Source organism: Streptomyces sp. NPDC005648, assembly GCF_040605395.1.
Taxonomy (GTDB): Bacteria; Actinomycetota; Actinomycetes; order Streptomycetales; family Streptomycetaceae; genus Streptomyces.
The window spans coordinates 1-25,517 of record NZ_JBEXCS010000051.1 but is presented as its reverse complement, the minus strand read 5'-3'; the positions used below and the strand labels follow the sequence as shown (position 1 = coordinate 25,517).

Genomic DNA, 25,517 nt, shown 5'->3' with positions numbered 1-25,517 from the left:
GAGGCGCGGGCGGAGGTGCCCGCGGCCTCCCCACGCGTCAGGAGCGTGATAGCCGTGCTGTTCAACCGGCCGCCGGTGCAGGCCTCTTGAACATCCGCGTCGCCGTGATCTCGCTGCGCACCGCCTCGCCCTCGCCCGCCGGGGCCTGCTCGGGCAGTCCGGGCCTGAGGTGTTCCTCGACGCTGATGTACTTCAGTCCCGCCCGCAGGTCGGCGTCGTTGCGCAGTCGGATGACGAGGGGGAACTCCGCGAGCGCCGTCGTGTCGAACAGGCCCGTGGTGTAGAGGAGTTGGACACCCAGCGCGTCGGACACGGCCCGCTGCAGCTCCAGCAGATACGTGGCGTTCGCGCGGCCGATGGGGTTGTCCAGGAACAGCGTGCCGGCATGCCGGTGCTTGTCGCGGCCCCGGTCGTTGGAGCGCAGCGCGGCCATCGTGCAGTACAGGGCGATGGCGGCGGTGAGCAGCTGGCCGCCGGAGAACACATCGCCCATCTGCCCGACGGGCACACGCTCGGCGCGCAGTACGGCGTCCGGCTTGAGGATCTCGACGGCGACACCCTTGGGCTGCAGCGCGGCGCCCACCCCCCGCAGCAGCAGGGACATGCCATCGCGCCGCAGGTCGGAGTTCTTCTTCACGGCGGCCCGGGTCGCCTCGTCGATGACCTCGCCGAGCCGCTCGGTGAGGGTGGCCTGGTCGGGTTCCTCGAAGCGGATCCGCAGGAACTCCTGCCCGGACCACTCGCCGAGCCCCTCGGGCAGCCGCGACAGCCGCTGCGCGGACCGCAGGGTCGCCAGGGCCGACTCGACGAGCCCGCGCAGCCGGTCGACGATCGAGTCGCGGTTGCGCTCCAATTGAGCCAACTCGTCGGTGAGGACGCGCAGTCGGGGCGCGAAGGCGTCCGCCCACTTCTGGGCGTGCTCGGGCAGGGCGGAGGCGGGCAGTTCGCGGATCTGCTGGCGCGCCGGGGTGCGGACCTGCTCGTAGCGGGTGGAGTTGGCGTGCCGGACGAGGACATCGCTCGCCTCACGGACCGCGGACTCGGCGGACGACAGGTCGGCGGCGCATCCACGCAGCGAGCGGCGGGTCTCGGCCGCCCCGTGGCGGGCCTCCTCCAGGGTGCCCGGGTAGGGCTCCGGCTCCTCCTGGTCCTCGTCGAGGACGTGCTCGCGCAGCAGGTCGCGCAGCATCGCGGCGATCTCGTCGAAGCCGCCGGCCGCGTCCTCCGCGGCGCGGTGGGCGTCGAGAAGTTCCGCGTGCGCCTCCCGGGCCTGGGCCAAGGCCTCGGTGCGGGAGGCCAGTTCGGCCGTCGCGGTGCGCAGCAGGGCCTGGGCGTGCTCGGCGTCGCGCGGCTGGAGTTCCTCGGGCAGCTCGGTGTGCGCCTCGCCGTCCTCGGGCGCGTGTCGCTCGGCCTCGCCGCGCAGCCGGCCCAGCTGCTCGCTCGCGGTCGACATCCGGGTCTCCAGGAGCTGCACCAGCTCCTCCGCGCGGGTGGCGGCGGCCTGCCGTGACGGTCCGTCGGAGCCGTCCGGCGACAACAGGAGCTGCTCCGCTCGGGTGCGGACCTTGTTGCTGAGCCGGTCCAGCTCCGCGAGGGCGGCGCTCTCGTCGCTCTCCGCCCGGGCCTGCTCGGCGCGCAGGTCGGCACCGACGCCGACCTTCTCGTAGACCTGAGAGGCGGCCCGATAGGCCTCGCGGAGGGCGGGCAGCGACGACTTGGGGGCCGCGGCGTCGTCCTCCGGTACGTCGTCGGGGGCGCCGGCGATCTCGGACCGCTCGGCACGCAGCGCGCGGGCGGTGCGGCGGGCGTCGTCGGCGGCCCGCTGGGCGGCGCGCCGGTCCTCGTCGGCGGCGCGGGCGCGCTCCAGACAGGCCTGGGCGCGGGCCTCGGACTCGGCGCCGTCGTCGGCCAGTTCGCGCAGCTTCACCTGCCAGCCGGCGCGCTCGCGCAGCCGGAAGGCGAGTCCGGCGAGGGCGTCGGCGGCCCGCCGGGCCTTCTGCGCGGCCTCCTGCCGCTCGTCCCGCACCTGTGCGGCTTCCGAGGCCGCCTCGTCGGCCTCCGCCCGCACGGTGCGCGCCTCGGCCAGCTCGGCCTCGGCCTCCTCGGCGAAGGCGGCCGCGTCGTGCGCGGCCTGCGCCAGTTCGACGAGCCGTCCCGCCGGGCAGCCGGTGCGCCAGGAGGCGAGCCGGGCCGCCAGCTCGCGGTCCTTGCCGAGGCGCGCGGCGAGCGTGCGGATCTCCTCGTCCCGCTCGGTGGCCCGCGCGCGCAGCGCCTGCCGTTCCTCGTCGGCGGCGCGCTCGTCGTGCATGGCCGGGTTCGGCGGTACGAGGAACACGTCCGAGGAGCGGCCGTCGGGGGACTCGTCGGCCGGTGTCGGTGCGAGCAGGGCGGCCGCGGTGCCGACGGCCACGGCGGACCGCGGCAGCAGGGCCGCGTCGGCGAGCGCGTCCCGGGCCCGGGCGTGCGTGTCGGGGTCGGTGATGATCACGCCGTCGACCAGCTCGGGGCGGGCGGCCAGCACCCGCGCGTGGTCGGCGGGGTCGACGGCCTGGGCGAGGTAGCGCCAGCCGGGCAGCGCCGGGATGCCGTGCTCGCCCAGGAACTCCACCGTGGCCAGCACGTCGGGCCCGGGCGGGAGCAGTCCCCCGTCGCCGAGCGCGCCGAGGATGCGGGAGTCGTCCGCGGCCGCCGTGCGCAGGTCGAACAGGTGCCGTTCGGCGGAGGAGACGGAGTCCTCCAGCAGCTCGCGCAGTTCGTCGGCGAAGCGGTCGAGGTCCTCGGGGGTGAGGGCGGGCTCGTCGGTCTCTGATTCCTGGCGTGGCTGTGGCACCGAGGGGCGCCCGGACGCGCTCCCGGACAGGCTGAGCAGCTCCGCCAGGCGTTCCTCGGCGGCCAGCCCCTCGGCGAGGCGTCGCTCGGCCTCGTACGAGCGCCGGGTCGCCGTGGCCGTGTCGGCCGCGCGGGCCGCGGTCAGTTCGGCGCGGGATTCGGCGGAGGTCGCCTCACGCGCGTGTTCGGTGGCCTTGCGGGAGGCTTCGCGGGCCGTGTCCCAGGCCGCCACGGCCGTCTTCTCGGCGTCGCTGGCCGCGAGGGCGGCGCGGGCGGGGTCGGCGTCGGGCGCGCTGTCGTCGAGCCAGCCCGCCCGGACCGCCTCGGCGGTCTCCTGCTCGACCTCGGTGAGGCGCTGGCGCAGATGCCCGATCTCGCTGCGGGCGCGCTGCGCCTCCGTGGCGGCGGCGGTCGAGTCCCGGTGGGCGGCCTCGCCGACCTCCTGGAGGGCGGCGGAGCGCTCCTCCTCCTCGTTGGCGAGGGCTTCGGCGCTCCCGGCGGCCGAATGCAGGGCCCGTACAAGGTCCACGGCGGCCTTGGCGCGGGCGGCGAGCGCGGGGGCCGCGTCCCGTTCGGCCTCCTGGATGGCGGCGGCCACGCGGGCGACACGGTCGGCGGCGGCACGGTGGCGCAGCACGGCCTCGGCGGCCTGCCAGGCGGAGTGCAGGGTGCGCGCGTCGGCGAGCTCGCGCTTCTGCCCGGCGGCCGACTTCTCGGCGACGGCGAGTGCCAGCGAGGCGTTGCGGTAGGCGAGTTCGGCGGCGATCAGCGCGCTGCGCTCCCGGGCCGCCTCCGAGTGCGTGACCGCGTACGCGGCGGCGGTGACCCGCTGGGCGAGGTCGGCGGCGCGCACCCGCTCCCGTGCGCCCCGTGCCGACAGCCGACGGGCCAGGGTGCGGGTGCGGCGCTCGGCTCCGGCGTGGATGTCACGGGCGCGTGCGCGCGTCTCGGCGGCCTCGACGATGCGCCCCAGCAGGTCCACCGACCCTGCGGTGAAGTCCCGTTCGGCGATCAGTTCGGCCCGTCGCCCCAGCTTGTTGCCGAAGCCGCTGACCAGGTCGGCGAGCCCGTCGGTGTCCCGGGTGTCGGTGACGGCGCGCAGCAGCAGGTCGGTGAAGTCGGAGTCCTTCTTGACCGCGAAGAGGCCGGCGGCCTCGCCCTCGTCGGCGTTCATCTCCCGCTGGTAGCGGAAGAGTTCGGGGTCGAGTCCGAGGTCGCCCAGGTGCTCGATCCAGCGGTCGTGGATCTCCTCCCAGTGCACCTCCAGGTGCGGGTACGCCTTGCCCGCGTCGGTGATGGCGTCCCGGAAGCCCTTCATGGTGCGGCGGCGGCCCTGCGCGCCGGACTGGCCTTCGGCGGGCGGTCGCATGGACGTGGCCTCGGCGACCGGCAGGTTGTCCAGGGAGAGTCCGGGGCCCGGCCGGAACGAGTACCAGGCCTCGGCGAACTTCCGCGGGTCGTTGGAGACCTGACGGCCGCGCCACTCGCTCACCTTGCCGACGACGACGCACTCGCCGGTCAGCGTGTGCTGCCACTCCAGGGCGACATGCCCGCAGTCGTCGGCGAGCAGGAACTTGCGCAGCACGCCGGAGCTGGCGCCGCCCAGGGTGTTGCGGTGGCCCGGCAGCATCACCGAGAAGATCAGCTTGAGCAGGACCGACTTGCCGCCGCCGTTCTCCAGGAAGAGCACTCCGGCAGGCGCGGGGCGGCGCGGCGGGCCGACGGGGTCCTCCTCGAAGAACTCCGCCTGGGTGGGCGCGGGGTCGGGCACGGGCTCGCCCACACCGCGCAGGTCGAGCACGGTGTCGGCGTAGCGCGCGCCGGCGGGGCCGATGGAGTAGAGACGGACCCGGGACAGCTCGTACATGGCGGACTCTCGTAAGTCTTCGGCAGGTCGGGGAGGTTCAGGAGTGCGACGAGGCGTGGAACGGCAGCCCGGCGTCGGCCGCCAGCTCCAGGTCGTCGGTGTCCTGGGGCGGCAGCAGTGTGGGGGTGCCGTCGGTCACCGGGACGACGCCCAGCTCCAGCAGCTCGGCCATCGCGGCGCTGCCCGCCATGTCCCGCACCTGGAGCTGGTAGCGGGCGGTGGTGCGGTAGGTGCCGCCGTTGTCGTCGCCGGTGCGTTGCAGGAACCCGGAGTCGGTGAGGAAGGCGACGGCCTTGCCGACGATCCCGGTGGTGGAACCGGCGAGTCTGCGCGCGTCCTTGGTGGCACCGGCGGCGCTGCGTCTGGCCCAGATCCGCCAGGCGGCCTCCAGGCCGGGCGCCTCGGTCGCCGGGTCGGTGTTCTCGCCCTGTTCCTCTGCGCGTTCCTCCAGCCGCCGGCAGGCCTGCCGTACGAACGCGTCGACGCCGTTGACGGTCACCCGCCCGATGTACCCGTCGTCGGCGAGGTCCTCGGGCCGCGGGAACGCCATGGCGGCCACGGCGAGATGGGCCAGCCCGTGCAGGAACCGGTCCCCTCCGTCGGCCGAGGTACGACGCGCGTAGTCCCCCATCCGCACCGCGAACACGGAGTCCTCGGCGGCGGTCACGGCCATCCCCGCGCGCGGGGACACCTCCAGGACCACGAGGCCGAGCCCGGCGGCCACGGCGTCCGCGAGACGCGCGAAGGCCCCGTCCTCCCGGTACCGCCGCAGCAGCTCGGTGTACTCCTGGTCGCGGGCCGGCTGCAGTCTGGGCTGCAGTCCGAAGGCGACGAGCCGCGCCGCGTCGGCGGCGTCCGCGGGGGTGACGGCACTGGGGGCCGACGGCGCGGGGGCCTCCGTCTCACTCCACTCGATGTGCTCGGTCACTGCTCGGGCTCCTTGTCGAAGTCAGGTCGTCGCTCGCTCATGCCGCTTCCGTCCGGTCCGCCGCCATCCCCGCCGCGTCCAGCAGGGCGGTGCCCACGATCAGGTCGGCCCCGCCGAACTCGGGATCGTCCAGCTCGGTCCCGTCGTCCACGGCGAAGAGCAGTTTCTCCTCGCCCTGCCGGTAGGCGGTCCCCACGGCGGGGCTGGCCGCGTGGACGGCCAACAGGGCGACCAGATACGGCAGATCGAGGTCCCCGGTGCGCCGGGCCTCGGCGAGGAGACCCGACAGTCGGCGCGGCGCGTCCGCCGGCAGGTCGAGCAGTTCCTTCGCCGCCGCGAGCTGCTCCTCGCTGAACCGGCTGTCGTCCGGGGTCGCGATCAGGTCCGGCTCGGGCATCTCCGCGCCGAGATGCTCGCGCTCCACGGGGGGCGTCAGCAGTATGTCGACGAGGTCGGTCACCCGGACCGACACCGGGGTGCGGAAGCCCGTCCCGCGCGCGAAGAACGCGTCCGTGACCCGGACCGCCGCCTCCAGCGGCAGCGGGAGGATCGGCGCGACGAGATGTCCGTAGAGGTCGATCCCCGAGGACGTCATCGGGGTGGCGAAGGCCTGGCGGTCCTGTTCGGCGCGGAACAGCGGTCCGGCCTCCAGCAACCGGGACTGCAACTGGGTGTGCCGCCGGATGCAGTCCTTGACGATGTCGACGAGCTCGGCCGCGCGCCGCTTCTGCTCGGGGTCCTCCGACTCGTCCCGCGCCTTGCGGATGTTCGTCAGGATGGCGTTCTCGTGGCGGTAGCGGTCGGCCACGTGGTCGAGCGCCTCGGCGATCATGTCGGGCACGGAGTTGAGCCAGTCGACCGCCCGGACATTGCGCCGGGTGGCGTCCAGGGCGCGGCGGAGGGTCTCCGAGTACTGCACCGTCCGGTAGCGGGCCTGCTCGGCGGCGAGCTGGGCGTCGGCCAGCCTGCCCCGGTTGATCAGCACCTCCAGCTTGACCTCGGCGGCGATCTGGGCGCTGGTGACGTCCGTGTCGAGGGCGCCGACCAGGACGTTGACCGCCTCGTCCGTCGTACGGAGGTAGACCGTGCCGCCGGGGCCCGGCACCTCCTCGATCAGCTTGAAGTCGTAGTCGCGCCGGACATAGCTGCCGTCGGTCGTGAAGGTGCCGTAGACCGCCCGGAAGCCCCGGTCGACGCTCCCGACGTTGATCAGGTTCTCCAGGACCCAGCGGGCCACGCGCTCGTGTTCGGGGACCGGGCGCTGCGGGGCCTGGGCGGCGATGCGGGGGATGAGGCGGGCCACTATCTGGTCGTGGTCGGCGCCGGTGTCGAAGTCCATGTTCAGGGTGACCAGGTCGATGGCCGAGAGGGCCACCTCCGCCATGCCGTAGACCGAGTACTCGCCCGCGAGGTTGGCCTTGCGCGCGTCGAGGTCGTGCAGCGGCGCGGTACAGGCGAGCGCGCGCAGCCGCCGCGCCAGTCCCTCGTCCGCGGCCGGGCCCGGGGCAGGGCGCGGTCCCGCGGTGAACTGGGGCGGAACACGGTCCGTCGGTGCAGGCGAAGTCACGGTGCACAGACTAGGTCCTCGCTCTGACAACGGCCCAAACGACTCAGATGCACCCCGCCATCACGCCTGTCCCACCAGTACGACGATCCGCTACGGTTCCTCGCCCACCCGTCGCCGGTACACCTCGACGACCCGCTCCAGCGAGTCCTTCAGATAGACCGCGAGCAGGTTCTCGGCCTCGCCCCGGTCCCCCGCCCGCAGCGCCTGGAGGATCTGCCGGTTGCGGGCGAGGTAGGGCTCGTGGAGGGCCTTCGGGTCGTCGACGACGTGGAAGGCCAGCCGCAGTTCGGCGAAGACACTGCGCATCAGCTCGTCGGTGCGGGCGCTGCCGGCCAGGGACACCAGTTCGCGGTGGAAGTGGATGTTGGCGGTACCCACCGATTTCCAGTCACCTTCGCGCGCCGCCCGCAGCCCCTCCTCGACCGCCTCGGTGAGCGCCTGGAGGCCGTAGGGCGGCTCGCCGAGGCCACGCACGACGGCGCACTCGACGAGGCCGCGGGTGCGGTAGATGTCCTCGACGTCGTCGACGGTCAGGACCCGGACGAAGACGCCCCGGTTCAACTCGTGGACGAGCAGGCGCTCGTGGGTGAGCAGCCGGAACGCCTCGCGCAGGGTGTTGCGGGAGACCCCGAGGGCGCCACCGATGCTGTCCTCCGACAGCCGGGTGCCGGGCGGGAAGAAGCCCTCGGCGATACGGCTGCGGAGGATGTCCGAAACCCGTTCGGCCGTGCTGGTGCGGCCCAGGAGTGCCCGGTCGTCGGCGAGGGAGGTCAGCTGCTCTGCCATGCCGGAATTCAATCGCAGTCACCAGAACGAAACAACATGGGTATTGAGGGATCGTTGAACAATCCTCTACGGTGCTACTCGCGGCGCCACTCCGCTCACCACGGCGCCGAACGCTCCCGCACGGCACGGCTCAGTCCTGATGCACCCTCCGTCCTCCCACTGCGAGGTGCCCATGAGCACGACCCCTCCACCGCAGGCCCTGGTCACCGGCGCACCAGCCGGTGAACTCTCCGATCACGACGGCGCGTTGGGCTGGCTGCGCGCCCTGGGGCCGCGGGGCCGCCGCGCCTTCGCGGGCGCCTTCGGCGGCTATGCCCTGGATTCGTACGACTACTTCACCCTCCCGCTGAGCATGGTCGCGCTCTCCGCCTACTTCGGCCTGGACAGCGGTCAGACCGGCCTCTTCACGACCGTGACACTCGTGGTCTCCGCCGTCGGCGGAGCCGTCGCGGGCGTGGTGGCCGACCGGGTCGGCCGGGTCAGGGCGCTGATGATCACGGTGATCACCTACGCCGTCTTCACGGTGGCCTGCGGCTTCGCACCGAACTACGAGACCCTGCTGGTCTTCCGCGCCCTCCAGGGCCTCGGCTTCGGCGGCGAGTGGGCGGTCGGCGCGATCCTGGTCGCCGAGTACGCGAGCGCCAGGCACCGGGGACGCACGCTCGGCGCGGTCCAGAGTTCCTGGGCCGTCGGCTGGGCGCTGGCCGCGATCGTGTACACCCTGGTGTTCTCGTTCGCCGGTGACGATCTGGCCTGGCGGATCATGTTCTGGACCGGCGCGCTGCCCGCGCTCCTGGTGATCTGGATGCGACGCCGGGTGCACGACGCCCCCGAGGCGGTCGCCGTACGCGAACGGAGCGCGGAGAAGGGCTCGTTCACGGCGATCTTCAGGCCCGGTCTGCTGCGCACCACGATCTTCGCCGGACTGCTCTCCACCGGCGTCCAGGGCGGCTACTACACGCTCGCCACCTGGGTGCCGACGTATCTGAAGACCGATCGGGGCCTGTCGGTGGTCGGCACCGGCGGCTATCTGACGTTCCTGATCTCGGGAGCCTTCCTCGGCTACCTCACCGGCGGCTACCTCACCGACCGCCTCGGCCGCCGCCGCAACATCTGGCTGTTCGCGCTGCTCTCCGCCGTCTGCGTCCTGGCGTACGCCAACATCCCGCACGGCGCCAACACCCTGCTCCTGGTGCTGGGCTTCCCGCTGGGGTTCTGCATGTCGGCGATCTTCAGCGGCTTCGGGTCCTACCTGAGCGAGCTGTACCCGACCAGCGTCCGGGGCACGGGCCAGGGCTTCACGTACAACACCGGTCGGGCCGTGGGCGCCGTCTTCCCCACCACGGTCGGCTTCCTGGCCGACAGCTGGGGCGTGGGCGGCGCGCTGGTGTTCGGTGCGATCGGCTACGGCATCGCGGCGCTGGCGCTGCTCGGCCTGCCGGAGACGCGCGGGAAGGAGCTCGTGTGAACCGCGAGGACACGGTCGCCGACCGCCCCCTGACCCTCGTCGACGAGCACGCGCACGCGTGGACCCCGAGAAGCGCCCGGGCCCGCTTCCGGAAGGGGCTCGCCGGCCCCACCGCCGGAGTCGCGGCGGGCCACACCCAGGTCAACCTGATCTCGGTGCCCGCCGACTGGGCGTACGACATGCTGCTGTTCTGCCAGCGCAACCCGCGGCCCTGCCCGGTGCTCGACGTGACCGACGCCGGCTCCTGGACCACGGTCCTCGCCGACGGCGCCGATCTGCGGACCGATCTGCCGCGCTACCGGGTGTGGCGGGACGGCGAGCTGGTGGACGAGCCTACGGACGTGCGCGGGTACTGGCGCGAGGATCTGGTGTCCTTCCTCATCGGGTGCAGCTTCACCTTCGAGTGGGCGCTCGCCGAGGCGGGGGTGCCGATCCGGCACATCGAGCAGGGCCGCAACGTCCCGATGTACACGACCGGCCGGCAGTGCCGTCCGGCGGGGCGGCTGCACGGCCCCATGGTGGTGTCCATGCGGCCGGTGCCGCCGCAGCACCTGGCGGCGGCGATCCGGGAGAGCGCCCTGCTCCCCGCGGTGCACGGCAGCCCCGTACACTGCGGCGATCCCTCGGCGCTCGGCATCGACGACCTCGGCCGGCCCGACTTCGGTGACCCGGTGGACACCGAACCGGACGACATCCCGGTGTTCTGGGCCTGCGGTGTGACCCCGCAGGCCGCGGTGATGGCCTCGCGCCCGCCGTTCGCCCTCACCCACGCACCCGGACAGATGTTCCTGACGGACGCCCGCGACGAGCAGTACCGCGTCGTGGCCTGAGCGGAAGACACGAAGGATCCATGACCTCGATCGATCTGAACGCCGACCTCGGCGAGGGCTTCGGCCGCTGGCGGCTGACCGACGACGAACAGCTGCTGTCCGTCGTCACCAGCGCCAACGTGGCCTGCGGGTTCCACGCCGGGGACGCGGCCACCATGCGACGGGTGTGCGAGCTGGCGGCCGAGCGCGGTGTCCGGATCGGGGCCCAGGTCTCCTATCGCGACCTCGCGGGCTTCGGGCGGCGCGCGATGGACGTACCTCCCGCCGAACTGGCGGCCGAAGTGGCGTACCAGATCGGCGCCCTGGAGGTCTTCGCGCGCGCGGCGGGCACGCGCGTGTCGTACGTCAAACCGCACGGCGCGCTCTACAACCGCGTCGTGCACGACGAGGAACAGGCCGGCGCGGTCGTGGACGGCGTCCGGCTCGCCGACGCCACGCTGCCCGTGCTCGGCCTGCCCGGCTCGCGCCTGCTGGAGTACGCCGAGAAAGCGGGCCTGGCGCCCGTCTGCGAGGCGTTCGCGGACCGCGCGTACACCGAGCGGGGCACGCTCGTGCCACGCGGCGAGGACGGCGCCGTGGTCACCGATCCGGAGACGGTCGTGGAGCGCTCCGTGGGCCTCGCCCGAAACGGTGTGGTCGCCTCGCACTCCGGCGGGCACGTCGAGGTACGCGCGCGTTCGCTGTGCCTGCACGGCGACACTCCCGGCGCGGTCGAGCTGGCCCGGCTGGTGCGGCGGCGCCTGCAGGAGTCCGGGGTCCGCGTCGAGGCCTTCGTATGAGGGCCCTGCGCGTCGGCGACACCGCCCTCCTCGTCGAGGTCGCCTCCGGCGACGAGGTCCAGGCTCTCCAGGCGGAGCTGCTGCGCCGCCGCGCGGAGGGCGCGCTCCCGGTCCGCGAGATCGTCCCGGCCGCCCGTACGGTCCTCCTCGACGGCCTCACCGACCCCGCCGCTCTCGCCGCCGAGCTCACCGCCGCCGAGGTGCCACCCGCTCCCCCACGCGCGCGTGCGGCGATCGAGATCCCGGTGCGCTACGACGGCCCGGACCTGGCCGACGTGGCCGCGCACTGGGGCGTGAGCGAACGCGAGGCGACCCGCATCCACGCGGGCACCGAGTTCACCGTGGCCTTCTGCGGCTTCGCCCCCGGCTTCGGCTATCTGACGGGCCTGCCGCGGCACTACGACGTCCCGCGCCGCGCCACCCCCCGCACGGCGGTCCCGGCAGGCTCCGTGGCGCTCGCGGGACCGTACACGGGCGTCTACCCGCGATCGTCCCCGGGCGGCTGGCAGCTGATCGGCAGCACGGACACCGTTCTGTGGGACCACGCGCGCGTACCGGCCGCGCTCCTGTCACCCGGCACGCGCGTGCGCTTCGTCCCGGCGGAGCCGTCATGACGGACCGCGCACTGGTGGTGGTCCGCGCGGGAGCCCTCACCACCGTCCAGGACGAGGGCCGGCCCGGCCACGCCCACCTGGGCGTCCCCCGCTCGGGTGCCCTCGACGGCCCGTCCGCGGCCCTCGTCAACCGCCTGGTCGGCAATCCGCGCGGGGCGGCCGTGCTGGAGACCACCCTCAACGGCTGCGCCGTACGCCCGCGTTCGACGGTCACGGTGGCGGTCGGGGGCGCGCCCTGCCCCGTCACGGTGAACGGCCGCCCCGCCCCTTGGGGGGCTCCGGTCCATGTGCCGGCGGGCGCCCTCCTGGAGATCGGCACGGTCGTCTCGGGAGTACGTGGCTACGTCGCCGTCTCCGGGGGCATCGCCGTCGACCCGGTGCTCGGCAGCCGCTCCACCGACCTCTTGTCCGGCCTGGGGCCGCCCCCGCTCGCGGACGGCACGGTGCTGCCTCTCGGGGCCCCGACAAGCCTCCCCGCGCGCGTGGACACGGCCCCCCAGCCGTCTCCGCCGGCGGAACTGCTGCTCCGGGTGACACTCGGCCCCCGCGACGACTGGTTCACCCCGGAGGCCCTGCGCACCTTCACCTCGCGCGTCTACCGGGTCTCCCCCGCCGGCAACCGCATCGGCCTGCGCACGGAGGGCCCGGCTCTGGAGAGAGCCCTGCCCGGCGAACTCCCGAGCGAGGGCATGGTCCTGGGCGCGGTCCAGGTCCCCCCGGACGGCAGACCGGTCGTCTTCCTCGCCGACCACCCGACCACCGGAGGCTACCCGGTGATCGCGGTGGTCCGGCCGCAGGACCTCCCCGCAGCCGCCCAGGCGGCACCCGGCACACCGATTCGCTTCCTGGAGGTACGCCGCCGATAGCGCCCCTCCTCCAAGGGGCGCGGACGCCCACCGGATGCGCGCGGCGCGGACGCCGACCGGCCCCTCACGCGACGTCCGGGGACTCCACCACCTGCAGCGCGGCCAGCGCCGCCGACACCGCGGCGGCGGCCCGCACATCGAGCCGCGCACTCGTGCCCCGGGCCCGGTGCCGCATCTCGTCCGCGGCCAGCGTCATCAGCTGCGGCAGGAGGTCGGTGCACCGGCGGGCGACCCACGCCGTCCCCGCGGTCGCCAACCACCACAGGCTCGCCGAGCGCGTGGGCACCGGGAACTCCGGCTCCGCGGAAGGCGCGGCACCCACACCCAGCCCCGCCTCGGCCAGCAGGGAGTGGAACCGCACCGCCAGCTGCCGATGCCCCCGCTCACCGGGATGCAGCCGGTCCGCGCTCCACATCCCCCGGTCCGCGATCCAGTCCTCCTCGGCCGCATGGAGATGCACCGCGCCGTGACGGTCGGACAGCGCGTGCACCACCCGGTTGACCGCCCGCTGGCGTCTGGCCAGCGGACGGGCCAGCGACCCCGGCAGCCCGAGCATCGACCCGGGGTCGGGCAGACAGGCCGTGAGGAGGGTGGCCCCCTGCCCGGTGAAGGCGGAGTACACCTTGTCGAGCCGTTCGGCGACGGCGTGGATGTCGAAGGTGCAGCGCAGGGTGTCGTTGACGCCGATCACCACGGAGACGACGTCCGGCCTCAGGGCGAGCCCGGCGGGCGTCTGCTGTTCCAGCACCTCGCGGGTCTGCGCCCCGCTCACCGCGAGGTTCGTGAACTCCACGGGCGAGCGGGGGTCACCGCAGCCACCGGCCCCCTCGGCCAGCCCGCCGGCGAGCAGCGCGGCCCAGCCGCGCCACCCGTCCCCGACGGGATCGCCCACGCCCTCGGTCAGCGAGTCCCCGAGGGCGACGAAACGCACCGGTCTCATGCCACGCCCCCGGGCACGTAGCGGCGCGAGGGCACCGTCGCGTCGTGGGCGGCGAGGAACGCGTCGACGGCCGTGTCCCACCCGAAGCACTCGGCACGCGCGCGTGCCGCCTCCCGCCGCTCCCGCTCAGGGAGCCCGAGGAGCAGGTCGACCGCGTCGGCGAAGGCGTCCCCGTGATCCGCGGCGACGGCTCCGGCGGAGCCGACGACCTCCGGCAGCGCGGAGGACGTGCTCACCACGACGGGCGTGGCGCAGGCCATCGCCTCCAGCGCGGCGAGCCCGAACGTCTCGGCGGGCCCGGGAGCCAGGCACACGTCGGCGGAGGCCTGGAGGGCACCCAGCAGGGCCCGGTCGGAGACGTGCCCGAGGAACGTCACCGGCAACCTGCGCTCCCGCGCCCGCAGTTCGAGGCGGGACCGCAGCGGCCCGTCACCGGCGACCACCAGCACCGCCTTCCGGCCGCGCCGCACCAGCGCCTCCAGGGCGTCCAGGGCGGTGCCGGGCCGCTTCTCCACGGAGAGCCGGGTGCACGTCACGAGCAGCGTCTCGTCCACGCGCGCGTAGCGGGCACGCAGCTCCGGGTCGCGCAGTGCGGGATGCCGTTCCACCAGGTCGACGCCGAGCGGGGCCCGTACGACATTGCGGGCGCCGATCCTGACGAACTCCCGCTCGGCGAACTCCGTCGTGCACACCACGCGCGCGTAGGTGTGCGCCGTACGGATGTTGAGGGCGTCGGCGGCCCGCCGGGCCGCGCCCTCCGACAGGCCCCAGGTCCGCAGGACGCCGTCGGCGGTCTCGTGGGAGACCATCACGGCGGGGACGCGGTGGCGGCGCGCCCACTTGCCGGTCCAGCGCAGCGTCGTGCGGTCGGAGACCTCGAGCCGGTCCGGCGCGAGGTGCTCCAGCAGCGCGGCCACGCGCCGCCTGTCGGTCAGCACGCGGTATCCGCCGGTGCCGGGCAGCAGCGGTCCGGGCAGGGTGATGACGCGCCCCTGCTCGGTGTCCCGGTCGTCGGCGCGCTCGCCGGGGACGATCAGCACGGGCTCGTGGCCGGCCGCCCGGTAGCCCTTGCCCAGCTCCCGCAGGGCGGTGCGCAGACCGCCGGACGCGGGGGCGACGAAGTTCGCGAGACGCACGATCCTGAGCGGGGTCATGCCGGCACCGCCGTCTTCTTCCGGGCGGCGAGGACGTCCGCGTAGTGGCCGATGAGTTGGTCGCCGACGGCCGCCCAGGTGCGGCCCTCGACGGTGGTGCGCGCGGTGGCGCCGAACAGGAACCGCTGATCGGCGTCGGCGCCGAGGGCCTTCACCGCGTCGCGTACGGCGTCCGCGTCGTGGGGCGGGACGAGGAACCCGGTGCGCCCGTGGGCGACCAGGTCGAGGGGGCCGCCGACCGCGGGCGCGACGACGGGCAGGCCGCTGGCCATGGCCTCCTGCACGGTCTGGCAGAAGGTCTCGAAGGGACCGGTGTGCGCGAAGACGTCGAACGAGGCGTAGATCCGGGCGAGTTCGTCGCCGGTGCGGCGGCCGAGGAAGACCGCGCCCGGCAGCGCCTCGGACAGGGTCGGCAGGCTCGGGCCGTCGCCGACGACCACGACCTTCACGCCGTCGAGCCCGCAGACCCCCGACAGGAGCTCGACGTGCTTCTCGGGGGCGAGCCGCCCGACGTAGCCCACGATCAGCTCGCCGTTGGGGGCGAGTGCACGGCGCACGGCCTCGTCGCGCAGGTCGGGGCGGAAGCGGACGGTGTCCACACCGCGCTGCCACAGCTTGACCCGGGGGACGTCATGGGTCTCCAGGTCGTGCAACGAGGCGCTGGAGGGGGCGAGGGTGAGGTCGGCGGCGGCGTGGACGGAGCGGATGCGCCGCCAGGCCGCCGCCTCGCCCGCGCCCATGTAGGTGCGGGCGTATCCGGCCAGGTCGGTCTGGTAGACGGCGACGGCGGGGATGCCGAGCCGGGCGGCGGCCGTCATGCCGCGGACGCCGAGGACGAAGGGGCTGGCCAGGTGCACGATGTCGGGCCGGTGTTCGACGATGGCGGCGGCCAGGCGTCGGCTGGGCAGGGCGACCCGGACCTGGGGGTAGCCCGGGAGCGGTAGGGAGGGGACACGGACGACGGGGCACGGCGCCTGGGCGTCGGGCCCGGTCCGGCCCAGCAGAGCGGTGCCGGCCGGGGCGACGACGAGCGGGGAGTGACCGCGATCTACGAGGTGCCGGGCGGTCTGGAGCGCGCAGTGGGCCACGCCGTTCACATCGGGGGGAAAGGATTCGGTCACGATGACGACACGCATACTGGTGTTCTCGCCGTGCCGGACGTGGTCGCGTCAACGTCGATCTTTGCGAACGGTGAACGTCCCGTGAGCGTTCCCTCGCACACCCGAGCAGGTCAGACCGTGTCCATGACCGCCTGACCCGCGGGTCATCCCTTGTTCACCCGGCGGCCCTGCCACCACCCGGTGAAGGTGTGCGGGGCAGGCTTCTCGTCGGCGGGCGCTGCCCGGTTCCCGCCGTCCGGGCCGCGTCACACAGCGGGTCCCTCGGGCGCGATCCGGCTGCGTACGGCGGTCTGCACCTCGGCTTCCTCGGCCGGGTCGGCGGCGAGGCGGCGGAGCTGTTCCACGACCCGGGCGTCGCCGGTCTCGGCGTGCCGGGCGGCGATCTCGCGGGTGGTCTCCTCACAGTCCCAGAGGCACTCGACGGCGAAGCCGGCGGGGAAGGAGGGATCGGTGGCGGCCAGGGCGCGGGCGGCGCGGCCGCGCAGGTGCGAGGAGGCGGTCTCCCGGTAGATGTGGCGCAGGACGGGGGCGGCGCAGGCGATGCCGAGCCGGCCGGTCCCGTCGACGAGGGTCCACAGGGTCGGGGCGTCGGGGCCCTCGCCCCGTACGGCCTCCCGGAGTGCGCCCAGGACGAGGTCCTTGTCCTCGGCTCCGCCCCGGCAGGCGAGCATCCGTCCGGCGGCGGCCCCGAGCGGGTCGGGCCGTCGGGCCCAGCCGCGGGCCCGGTCGACGGCGGCGATGCTGCGCATCCGTTCGAAGGCGTCGACGGCGGCCTCCACGACGACGGACGAGCCGGTGGTCACGGCGGCCTCGATCAGATCGAGGGCGTCGGGATCACTGCTGTCGGCGAGGTAACGCAGCGCGGTGCAGCGGGCTCCGTCGGTGCCGTCCAGGGCGGCCCGGACGATCTCGGGCCGGTCCTCGGGGCCGGCGACGGCGACGAGGCAGCGGGCGGCCGGCACATGCAGGGCCGCGCCCCGCTCGATGCCCTGCTGGGCCCACTCGAAGACGGCCTGCACGCTCCACCCCGGGCGGGGCCCGGTAGGTCGCATCTGGCGTTGCCACCGGTCGAAACAGCCGGCCTCGTGGGCGGCGCGCACGCGGGTGGCGACCGACTCGCGGGGATCCTCGGCCCACAGCCGCCAGGGCCGGGGCTCGAAGGCGTCGCGCACGGCGGTGGCCAGTTCGGCCTCGCCCTCGGCGTCGGCGGGGAAGCGGGCCAGCACCGGGGCGGCCAGGGACCGCAGGCCGGCGTCGTCGTCGCGCAGTGCCAGCTCGTCCAGGGCCCAGGCCCAGTTGGAGCCGCAGGCGGCGTACCTGCGCAGCAGCGCGAGCGCGTCCCGGCGGCCGTAGGAGGCGAGGTGACCGAGGACGGCGAGGGCCAGGCCCGTGCGGGACTCCTCGGTGTCGAAGGTGTCCTCGACGTCGAAGAGATGCGCCTCGATGTCGTCCAGCTCGCCGTTCAGATCGAGATAGAGACGGGCGTAGTAGAGCGAGCGGTTCTCCACCTGCCAGTCGTGGCGGGGATCGCGCAGCACACAGTGGTTCAGGGCCGCGAGCGCTTCGGCTCGCGGGGCGGTGAGCGCGTGCAGTGTGCCGTCGCCGCGGCCCCGCTGGAGCAGGCCGAGCAGCGTGCCGCTGGGCGCTATGACCGGTTCGAACATGGGAAACAGCCTCACATCAAGCGTCGACGCAACCGGGGTTCTTGCTTCACCTGGCCGCGTGACAACACGTCGGGGCGCCCGCCGTTTCCTGCTTGCTGTAGACCATTTTCCTCTGCCTCTCGTCAGTGGCCCATGCGGGCCGCATCACGGCCCGCGCGGTGCGGCAACACATGCCCGGCCATCGCGTCCGTGAATCACGACGTCATGATGACTCGGCACTTCGACCTGCCGCGACCGAAATTTCGGCGGCCCTGTACCGCCTCCCCCGTTTTCTCTGTTTTCGCTGGTCAGAACATCGGTTCAGTGTGCGCCGAACAATTCGAGCAGTTCTGTCTTTCCGAACATCCGTGCGGTGTCGACGGCCGACGGGGTGCCCGCGGAGGGGTCGGCGCCACCCTCCAGCAGAGCCTTGATGACGTCCGTCTCACCCTTGAAGACGGCCCCGGCGAGCGGGGTCTGCCCCCGGTCGTTGATCTCGTCGGCGGCGGCGCCCCGGGCGAGCAGTTCGCGCACCGCGTCCGCGTGCCCGTGGTACGCGGCGAGCATCACGAGCGAGTCGCCCCGGTCGTTGGTGAGGCCGGCCGGAACACCCGCGTCGACGTACGCCACGAGCGCCTCGGTCCTGCCCTGGCGGGCCAGATCGAAGATCTTGCTCGCCAGCTCCACGACCTCGGGGTCGGGGGCTTCAGTCATCGGCCGGACCGCCTCTCCTGCAACCGTTCAGGTGAATCGCCAGGGTACTGGGTGGCGCGGCACATGACCCGATGCGCCGGAGGTAAAGATCACCACAGACCCGGTCGGACGCAAACACCCTGCTCATCCGGCCCCACACGGCTCGACCATCAGAGGGAAATCCACCGAAATTCACCCATTTGCACCTTTTATCGTATGGATACATCCTGTGATCCTGGAAGTACTCATGGTGACTGTCCCCACGAACCAGGAGATCTCAAATGATCCTGTCCATCTCAGGCGTGGTCCTGCTCGGCATCATCGTCTTCCTCTTCTTCCGCAAGGACGGCCTCAAGGCGTCGCACGCCATGGTGTCGGCCCTGTTCGGCTTCTACCTGGCGAGCACGGCGATCGCGCCGAGCATCAAGGCGGGCGGCGAGAGCCTGGCCAGCCTCCTCGGCGGCATCAAGTTCTGACGCCGCCCGTCCCGTCCGTACGCACCACCAGGAGACAGCAGTGGCCCGCCGCCCCCTACCCCGCATCCTGAGCACAGGCAGCGCACAGATCGCCCGGAGCCGGGAGCTGGCCCGGACGGCGGCCGACAGCGCCACCGACGTCCTCCATCCGCTGATCACGATCACGCGCGGTCTGCGCCGGCTGGCGGCGGCCGGGCGGCGCAGATGGGCCGAGACCCCCAAGGACAAGCGTGGACCGCTGCTGTTCCTGGTGGCGTCGGTGATCCTGGTCGTGGCGCTCGTGCCGTACGGCCCGCTGCTCGCCGCCATCCTCCTGATGGCGGCGGCGGCCTGGCAGGGCCGCGACCGCAAGCCAACGGAACCCGAAGGCCCCGACGAGTCGCAGACGCAGCGGCTCAAGTCGCTCTACGAGGCCCTGGTCCCCTACTTCTCGACCCCCGAGGACCCCGCGCCCCTCTACGCCCACGGCGGCGAGTGGGAGCAGGCCTTCCCCGCATACGAGTTCGACGAGACGGGTCGCGCCACCCAGCTCGTGATCCGCTACCCCGCGTACTTCCCGGACGGCGAGGCCGGGGCCCGGGCCCGGATCGAGCAGCTGCTGCACGCGAAGTCGGGCCGCGGCCGCGAGTACCACTTCGCCTGGGACGAGGAGGGCAACCAGCTCGCCGTCACGGCGCTGTCCCCGCTGCCCACCGACATCGCCGCCCAGCGTTTCGTCACGGCTCCCGGCGAGACCGTCCTCGGCTTCACCGATCCCACCCAGGTCCAGCGCACGCTCCCGCTCGCCTACGGCGAGGAGCAGCGCGACGTCCCTCCGGTCGTCTGGCGCACCGGCGTCCGGTCCACCGAGCCGCACCTGCTGGTCATGGGCCAGCCCGGCAGCGGCACCTCGACCCTGCTGCGCTCGATCGCCCTCCAGGCGCTCCAGTACGGCGACGTCGTGATCGTCGAGGGCGGAGGCACCGGCGAGTACGCGTGCCTGACCGGCCGGGACGGCGTCCTCGCCGTCGAGTGCGGGCTGGCCGGGGCGCTGGCGAGCCTGGAGTGGGCGGCCACCGAGACGGAACGCCGGCTCATCGCGGCCAACCACGCCCGCCAGGCCGGTCACCCGACGCCGGACGACGCCCGGCGGCCCCTGTGGGTCCTGCTGGACCGCCCCAGCGCCTTCTCCCCGCTGGCGGCGGCCGACGGCCGCAAGGACCCGCAGGCCCTGCTCCAGGTGCCCCTCCGGCACGGGCGCGCGGCCAATGTCACCGTGGTGGTGGCCGAGCAGTTCGACAGCGCGGACGCGCTCAGTGACGCGGTACGGCAGCACACCCGCGCGCGTGTCGTGCTCGGGCCCGCGACGGGTGAGCAGTTGGCGTCCGTGCTCGGGGCCCGTCCGAACTCGACGCCGGTGGCACAGGTGCCACCGGGGCGGGGGTACGCACGGCTCGGGGCCGGACCCGTCCACCGGCTTCAGGTGCCGGCCACACCGGACCCGTACGACGACGCGACCAGCGACGCGGACCGGCAGGCGGTGCTGGCGCTGCTGCCGCCGCGGACCCGGCCGGCCGATGCGGAGGGGATGGAGGCCGAGGGCATCGAGGCCGAGAAGATCGAGGCGGAGGCGGTGCCTTCGGAGGCCGTGGCGGCCGAGAGTTCGTAGCCGGTCGGCGTCGGTGCGGGCCACGGTGATTCGCCCGCCCGCTCCGACGGACTGCCGCTCCCTCAGGGCGGGAGCCGCCCCGGCGACACGACCGCCCGCGGCTACGCCACGAACGTTCGCGGTGAGTCCCCGCCCCCGCTCGCTCCCGTCTCCACCAGCTTCGCCGCCGCCGCCAGCCTCAGCGCCGCCTCGTCGGCCACCGCGCCCGCCACGGTGAACGGCAGCCGTACATAGCCCTCGAAGGCGCCGTCCACCCCGAAGCGCGGACCGGACGGCACCCGTACCCCGACGCGCTCCCCGGCCTCCGCGAGCCGCGAACCCGACAGGCCGCCGGTGCGCACCCACAGCGTCAGCCCGCCGCTCGGCACGTCGAACTCCCACTCCGGCAGCTCCCGCCGTACCGCGGCGACCAGCGCGTCCCGGTTCTCCCGGGCCTGATCGCGCCGCAGCTCCACGGCCTGCGCCCAGCCCCCCGTGTTGAACAGCCAGTTCACGGCGAGCTGCTCCAGCACCGGGGTGCCCAGGTCGGCGTAGGCACGCGCCGCGACCAGGCTGCGGATCACGTCCGGGGCCGCGCGCACCCAGCCGATCCGCATGCCCGCCCAGAAGGCCTTGCTGGCCGATCCGACCGTGATCACGATGGACCCCGCCGGATCGAAGGCGCACACCGGCCGCGGCATCGACACGTCCTCGTCCAGCCACAGCTCGGTCATCGTCTCGTCCGCGATCAGCACCGTCCCCGCCGACCGGGCCGCCTCGACGAGCTGCCGCCGCTGGTCCTCGCCCACGAGCGCCCCGGTCGGGTTGTGGAAGTCGGCGACGATGTAGGCGATCCGGGGGGCCGCGTCGCGCAGCACCTGGCGCCAGCGGTCCAGGTCCCAGCCGGTCAGCCCCTCCGCCATGGCGACCGGGACGAGCCGCGCCCCGGCCTCCCGCATCAGCTGGAGGATGTTGGCGTACGACGGCGACTCCACGGCGACGCGCTCGCCGCGGCCCGCGAAGAGATGACAGATGGCGTCGATCGCGCCCATGGCGCCCGTGGTCACCATGATCTGCTCGGGCATCGTCGGGATGCCGCTCGCGGTGTAACGGTCGGCGATCATCGAGCGCAGGGCGGGGAGCCCGGCAGGGTAGTCGCCGTGCGTATGGGCGTACGGCGGCAGCTCCTCCAGCGCGCCCTGGACGGCACGGGTCAGCCATGGCTCGGGCGCGGGAAGCGCCGCGGTGCCCAGGTCGATCATCGAGCCGAGGGCCTCGGGCGGGAGGGGTTCGAGGCCCCGCGCGGGGAGCGGGTTTCCGGCCGGTACGGCCGTCCAGCTGCCGGCGCCGCGCCGGGACTCCAGGAAGCCCTCGGCGCGCAGTGCCTCGTAGGCGGCCGCGACCGTCGTACGGCTGACGGACAGGGCGAGGGCCAGCTCGCGTTCCGCGGGGAGCCGGGCGGCCACCGGGACACGGCCCTCCAGGACCAGCAGGCGGACGCCGTCGGCCAGCGCGCGGTAGGCGGGCGGGCGGCGGGTGCCGGGGCCCGCGGGGCGGTCCTGCTGGGAGTTGAGCAGCCGGGCGAGCTGCGCCGCACCCATCGCCGAGGTCCACTGCGCCATGGAAATCAGTCCACCTTCCCCGGATTGGCCATGGATGGCACTTCCACTCGGGTTCCAGGGTGGCATGCACCAGGCCACTACGACCACAGGGGGTACCCCTTGCCCACGAAGTCCACGCGGGCCCGTCTCGGGCGGCGCCTGATCCAGCTCTACGCCGGACTCGTGCTGTACGGGGCGAGCTCCGCGCTCCTCGTGGAGTCGGGCCTCGGACTCGAACCCTGGGGGGTGCTGCACCAGGGGCTCGCCAAGCTCACCGGGCTCACGATCGGGGTCGTGTCGATCTTCGTGGGTGCCGCGGTGCTGCTGCTGTGGATCCCGCTGCGCCAGCGCCCCGGCCTCGGCACCGTCTCCAACGTGTTCGTCGTGGGCCTCGCCATGGACGCCACCCTCGACCTCGCCCCCGACCCGCGCTCCCTGCTCGTGCGCGTTCCCGTCCTGGTGGCCGGCGTCCTGCTCAACGGTGGGGCTACCGGCCTCTACATCTCGGCCCGCTTCGGCCCCGGCCCGCGCGACGGCCTGATGACGGGGCTTCACCGCCGTACCGGCCGCTCGATCCGTCTGATGCGTACGGCGATCGAGATCGCGGTCGTCGCCACCGGATTCGCGCTCGGCGGCACCGTGGGCATCGGCACCGTCCTGTACGCGGTGTCGATCGGTCCGCTCGCCCAGCTGTTCCTGCGGGTGTTCGACGTCGCGTCGGCATCCGATGGCAGCACGGTCGTTGCCGAAGGGCAACCGCAGAAGGCCATACTGCGACCGTGACCTCGCGGATACGCCACCCCTATCTCGACCATCCCGGCCCCATCGCCTTCGCCCACCGGGGCGGGGCCGCGGACGGTCTGGAGAACACCGTGCCGCAGTTCCGGCGGGCGGTGGAGACGGGCTACCGGTACATCGAGACCGATGTGCACACCACCGCGGACGGCAAGCTGGTCGCCTTCCACGACGCGACGCTGGACCGGGTGACGGACGGCGCGGGGCGCATAGCGGATCTGCCGTGGAAGGACGTCAGCCACGCGCGCGTGGCGGGCAGGGAGCCGGTGCCGCTCTTCGAGGAGTTGCTCGAGACCTTCCCCGAGGTGCGGTGGAACGTCGACCTCAAGGCGGAGTCCTCGCTCCATCCCTTCCTCGAACTCGTCGAGCGCACGAACACCTGGGACCGGATCTGCGTCGGCTCCTTCTCCGAGGCGCGGGTGATCCGCGCCCAGCGTCTGGCCGGACCCCGTCTGGCGACGTCGTACGGCACCCGGGGCGTGCTCAACCTGCGGCTGCGCTCCTGGGGCGTACCGGCGGCCCTGCGCCGTTCCGCGGTCGCGGCCCAGGTGCCCGAGGCCCAGTCCGGGATCCAGGTGGTCGACCACCGCTTCGTGCGCGCGGCACACGCGCGTGGGCTGCAGGTGCACGTGTGGACCATCAATGAGGCCGATCGCATGCACCGGCTCCTGGACCTGGGAGTCGATGGCATCATGACCGATCACATCGACACGTTGCGCAAGGTCATGGAGGACCGCGGCGTCTGGGTGCCCCACACCTGACCGCCCCGCACCACCGCTCCCTTGGCACGGCACCTTCGGCGGGGAAGCGAGGGCACGGGTGAGCACCGACACCGTGCGGGCGGACGCCCACGACCTGCGGCGCGAGCAGCGCGGCTGGTACTTCTACGACTGGGCCTGTTCCGTCTACTCGACGAGCGTGCTCACCGTGTTCCTGGGCCCCTATCTGACGGCCGTCGCCAAGTCGGCGGCGGACGCGGACGGGTTCGTGCGTCCGCTGGGCATCCCCGTGCGGGCCGGGTCGTTCTTCGCGTACTGCGTCTCCGCGTCCGTGATCGTGTCGATCGTGGTGATGCCGCTGGTGGGCGCGGCGGCCGACCGCACGGGACGGAAGAAACCGCTGCTGGCCGTCTGCGCGTACGTGGGCGCGGCGGCCACGACCGGACTGTTCTTCCTCTCCGGGGACCGCTATCTGCTGGGCGGCGTGCTGCTGATCGTCGCCAACGCGTCCGTGGCCGTCTCGATGGTCGTCTACAACTCCTATCTGCCGCAGATCGCCGGCCCCGAGGACCGCGACCGGGTCTCCTCCCGCGGCTGGGCCTTCGGCTACGCGGCCGGTTCGTCGATGCTGATCGTCAATCTCGTCCTGTTCACGGCACACGACTCCTTCGGTGTCTCCGAGTCCACGGCGGTCCGCGTCTGCCTTGCCTCCGCGGGCCTGTGGTGGGGCGCCTTCACCCTCGTACCGCTGAAACGGCTGCGCGACCGCCGTACGACGAACACGGCGCCCGCGGTCCACGGCTGGCGGCAACTGGCGGCCACCGTCCGGGACATGCGAGGCAAACCGCTCACCCTGTCCTTTCTGCTCGCCTACCTCGTCTACAACGACGGCATCCAGACGGTGATCTCGCAGGCCTCGGTGTACGGCTCGGAGGAGCTGGGGCTGAGCCAGTCCACGCTCATCACCGCGGTCCTGATGGTCCAGGTGCTGGCGGTCGCGGGAGCGCTGGGGATGGGACGACTGGCGCGGACATACGGGGCGAAGCACACGATTCTTGGATCGCTGGTGGCGTGGACCGTGACGCTGGCGGCCGGATACTTCCTGCCGGCCGGGCGGCCGGTGTGGTTCTTCGTGCTCGCCGCCGGCATCGGGCTGGTGCTCGGCGGCAGCCAGGCACTCTCCCGCTCCCTGTTCTCCCATCTGGTGCCGCCCGGCAAAGAGGCGGAGTACTTCTCGGCGTACGAGATGAGCGACCGGGGTATGAGCTGGCTCGGACCGCTGCTGTTCGGGATCACCTACCAGCTGACCGGAAGTTACCGGGACGCGATCATCTCGCTCGTGGCGTTCTTCGTCATCGGATTCGCGCTGCTCGCACGGGTTCCGGTGGGGCGGGCGATCCGCGACGCGGGCAACCCGGTTCCGGAGCGGATTTAGCGCTCACGGCGAAAGGGCGGTAGTGTACGCGTTTGGCCTGCCAGGCGTACCGTTACTGCGCGTCAAAGATGCCGAAACGCTGGGTGACATCTGCTAGCAGATGTGACAAACCGGGCGCCGGTGGGTACAACAAGGGGCGGCTACGACGGCGACGCATGACCCGGAACGGGACCCGGAACGGGAATCTTTACCGCCGACCGGACGTTGACCGGATGACGACGACAGCGACACCTGTCCTGTGGGCGACAAGCCCGGGAGGCACGATTCATGAGTGAGCGAGCTCTTCGCGGCACGCGCCTCGTGGTGACCAGCTACGAGACGGACCGCGGTATCGACCTGGCCCCGCGCCAGGCCGTGGAGTACGCATGCGAGAAGGGGCACCGCTTCGAGATGCCCTTCTCGGTCGAGGCGGAGATTCCGCCGGAGTGGGAGTGCAAGGTCTGCGGGGCCCAGGCACTCCTCGTTGACGGCGACGGCCCTGAGGAAAAGAAGGCCAAGCCCGCGCGTACCCATTGGGACATGCTGATGGAGCGGCGCACCCGAGAGGAACTCGAAGAGGTCCTCGAGGAGCGCCTGGCGGTTCTGCGTTCGGGCGCGATGAACATCGCGATCCATCCGCGGGACAGCCGCAAGTCGGCCTAGTCCCTGCCGGGGCCGGGCAGACACCAACGAACGCAAGTGACGGCGGGCGGATCGCCGTACCAGGTGGTGAACACCCACAACCGCGGCACGCTGCCCTTCCTGCCCGACGACGCCGTGATCGAGGTGCAGGCCGCGGT

21 protein-coding genes and 1 pseudogene are annotated in these 25,517 nt (G+C 73.2%); 12 read left to right on the top strand and 10 right to left on the bottom strand.

What is annotated here, in order from left to right; genetic code table 11:
• Positions 1 to 61 precede the first annotated feature (61 nt).
• The 4 genes from ABZT17_RS26670 to ABZT17_RS26655 all read right to left on the bottom strand — a co-directional run bounded on the left by ABZT17_RS26670 (position 62) and on the right by ABZT17_RS26655 (position 7,977).
• Positions 62 to 4,696 carry a hypothetical protein gene (locus ABZT17_RS26670; protein ID WP_356352125.1) on the bottom strand — a complete coding sequence of 1,545 codons (4,635 nt, stop codon included), beginning with the start codon at positions 4,694 to 4,696 and terminating at the stop codon, positions 62 to 64.
• A 37-nt stretch (positions 4,697 to 4,733) separates the two neighbouring features.
• On the bottom strand, positions 4,734 to 5,624 hold the full coding sequence (locus ABZT17_RS26665; protein WP_356352124.1) for a hypothetical protein: 891 nt from the start codon (positions 5,622 to 5,624) through the stop codon (positions 4,734 to 4,736).
• Positions 5,625 to 5,661: 37 nt separating this feature from the next.
• A complete protein-coding gene (locus ABZT17_RS26660) occupies positions 5,662 to 7,191 on the bottom strand; it encodes a hypothetical protein (protein ID WP_356352123.1) in 1,530 nt (509 codons plus the stop codon).
• A gap of 90 nt (positions 7,192 to 7,281) precedes the next feature.
• A complete protein-coding gene (locus ABZT17_RS26655) occupies positions 7,282 to 7,977 on the bottom strand; it encodes a GntR family transcriptional regulator (protein WP_356352122.1) in 696 nt (231 codons plus the stop codon).
• A 172-nt stretch (positions 7,978 to 8,149) separates the two neighbouring features.
• On the opposite strand from ABZT17_RS26655, the gene ABZT17_RS26650 reads away from it, so the two are divergent.
• From ABZT17_RS26650 to ABZT17_RS26630, 5 genes are read left to right on the top strand one after another with little or no spacing between them, the layout of a single operon-like run.
• Positions 8,150 to 9,445, top strand: coding sequence for an MFS transporter (locus ABZT17_RS26650; protein WP_356352121.1), 1,296 nt, complete (start codon positions 8,150 to 8,152; stop codon positions 9,443 to 9,445).
• Positions 9,442 to 10,275, top strand: coding sequence for a putative hydro-lyase (locus ABZT17_RS26645; protein ID WP_356352120.1), 834 nt, complete (start codon positions 9,442 to 9,444; stop codon positions 10,273 to 10,275). Before ABZT17_RS26650 ends, ABZT17_RS26645 begins: the two co-directional genes overlap by 4 nt.
• Positions 10,276 to 10,295: 20 nt before the next feature.
• Positions 10,296 to 11,054, top strand: coding sequence for a 5-oxoprolinase subunit PxpA (locus ABZT17_RS26640; protein WP_356352119.1), 759 nt, complete (start codon positions 10,296 to 10,298; stop codon positions 11,052 to 11,054).
• Positions 11,051 to 11,668 carry a 5-oxoprolinase subunit PxpB gene (gene pxpB / locus ABZT17_RS26635; protein WP_356352118.1) on the top strand — a complete coding sequence of 206 codons (618 nt, stop codon included), beginning with the start codon at positions 11,051 to 11,053 and terminating at the stop codon, positions 11,666 to 11,668. Before ABZT17_RS26640 ends, pxpB begins: the two co-directional genes overlap by 4 nt.
• Complete coding sequence (locus tag ABZT17_RS26630) at positions 11,665 to 12,534, top strand: biotin-dependent carboxyltransferase family protein (protein ID WP_356352117.1); 870 nt, start codon at positions 11,665 to 11,667, stop codon at positions 12,532 to 12,534. The genes pxpB and ABZT17_RS26630 overlap by 4 nt, the downstream gene beginning before the upstream one ends.
• 64 nt (positions 12,535 to 12,598) lie before the next feature.
• On the opposite strand, the gene ABZT17_RS26625 is transcribed toward ABZT17_RS26630, so the two are convergent.
• The 5 genes from ABZT17_RS26625 to ABZT17_RS26605 all read right to left on the bottom strand — a co-directional run bounded on the left by ABZT17_RS26625 (position 12,599) and on the right by ABZT17_RS26605 (position 18,106).
• Positions 12,599 to 13,474 (bottom strand): SGNH/GDSL hydrolase family protein, encoded by an 876-nt coding sequence (locus ABZT17_RS26625; protein WP_356352116.1) that lies wholly within the window; start codon positions 13,472 to 13,474, stop codon positions 12,599 to 12,601.
• Positions 13,471 to 14,628, bottom strand: coding sequence for a glycosyltransferase (locus tag ABZT17_RS26620; protein WP_356352115.1), 1,158 nt, complete (start codon positions 14,626 to 14,628; stop codon positions 13,471 to 13,473). Before ABZT17_RS26620 ends, ABZT17_RS26625 begins: the two co-directional genes overlap by 4 nt.
• Positions 14,625 to 15,764, bottom strand: coding sequence for a glycosyltransferase family 1 protein (locus ABZT17_RS26615; protein ID WP_356352114.1), 1,140 nt, complete (start codon positions 15,762 to 15,764; stop codon positions 14,625 to 14,627). The genes ABZT17_RS26620 and ABZT17_RS26615 overlap by 4 nt, the downstream gene beginning before the upstream one ends.
• Positions 15,765 to 15,994: 230 nt before the next feature.
• The gene (locus tag ABZT17_RS26610) at positions 15,995 to 17,413 is read right to left on the bottom strand and encodes a HEAT repeat domain-containing protein (RefSeq protein ID WP_356352113.1); all 1,419 of its coding nucleotides are present in this window, start codon (positions 17,411 to 17,413) and stop codon (positions 15,995 to 15,997) included.
• Between the two features lie 300 nt (positions 17,414 to 17,713).
• Positions 17,714 to 18,106, bottom strand: a complete 393-nt coding sequence (locus ABZT17_RS26605; protein ID WP_356352112.1) for an ankyrin repeat domain-containing protein — start codon at positions 18,104 to 18,106, stop codon at positions 17,714 to 17,716.
• Positions 18,107 to 18,366: 260 nt separating this feature from the next.
• Here ABZT17_RS26605 and ABZT17_RS26600 point away from each other — a divergent pair, with 260 nt between their 5' ends.
• Both ABZT17_RS26600 and ABZT17_RS26595 read left to right on the top strand, forming a co-directional pair.
• A complete protein-coding gene (locus tag ABZT17_RS26600) occupies positions 18,367 to 18,561 on the top strand; it encodes a hypothetical protein (protein ID WP_037742059.1) in 195 nt (64 codons plus the stop codon).
• 40 nt (positions 18,562 to 18,601) lie between these two features.
• On the top strand, positions 18,602 to 20,209 hold the full coding sequence (locus ABZT17_RS26595; RefSeq protein ID WP_356352111.1) for a hypothetical protein: 1,608 nt from the start codon (positions 18,602 to 18,604) through the stop codon (positions 20,207 to 20,209).
• 101 nt (positions 20,210 to 20,310) lie between these two features.
• On the opposite strand, the gene ABZT17_RS26590 is transcribed toward ABZT17_RS26595, so the two are convergent.
• Positions 20,311 to 21,810, bottom strand: a complete 1,500-nt coding sequence (locus ABZT17_RS26590) for a PLP-dependent aminotransferase family protein (RefSeq protein ID WP_356352110.1) — start codon at positions 21,808 to 21,810, stop codon at positions 20,311 to 20,313.
• A gap of 99 nt (positions 21,811 to 21,909) precedes the next feature.
• Between ABZT17_RS26590 and ABZT17_RS26585 the strand changes: the two genes are divergently transcribed.
• From ABZT17_RS26585 to ABZT17_RS26565, 5 genes and pseudogenes are all read left to right on the top strand, one after another.
• Positions 21,910 to 22,572, top strand: a complete 663-nt coding sequence (locus ABZT17_RS26585) for a hypothetical protein (protein ID WP_356352109.1) — start codon at positions 21,910 to 21,912, stop codon at positions 22,570 to 22,572.
• A complete protein-coding gene (locus ABZT17_RS26580; RefSeq protein WP_356352108.1) occupies positions 22,569 to 23,345 on the top strand; it encodes a glycerophosphodiester phosphodiesterase in 777 nt (258 codons plus the stop codon). Before ABZT17_RS26585 ends, ABZT17_RS26580 begins: the two co-directional genes overlap by 4 nt.
• Positions 23,346 to 23,403: 58 nt before the next feature.
• Positions 23,404 to 24,738: an MFS transporter gene (locus tag ABZT17_RS26575; protein ID WP_356352107.1), complete on the top strand. Its 1,335-nt coding sequence runs from the start codon at positions 23,404 to 23,406 to the stop codon at positions 24,736 to 24,738.
• Between the two features lie 267 nt (positions 24,739 to 25,005).
• A complete protein-coding gene (locus ABZT17_RS26570; protein ID WP_010046329.1) occupies positions 25,006 to 25,380 on the top strand; it encodes an RNA polymerase-binding protein RbpA in 375 nt (124 codons plus the stop codon).
• 45 nt (positions 25,381 to 25,425) lie between these two features.
• Positions 25,426 to 25,517 (top strand): annotated as a pseudogene (locus ABZT17_RS26565) (hypothetical protein); the annotation flags it as partial.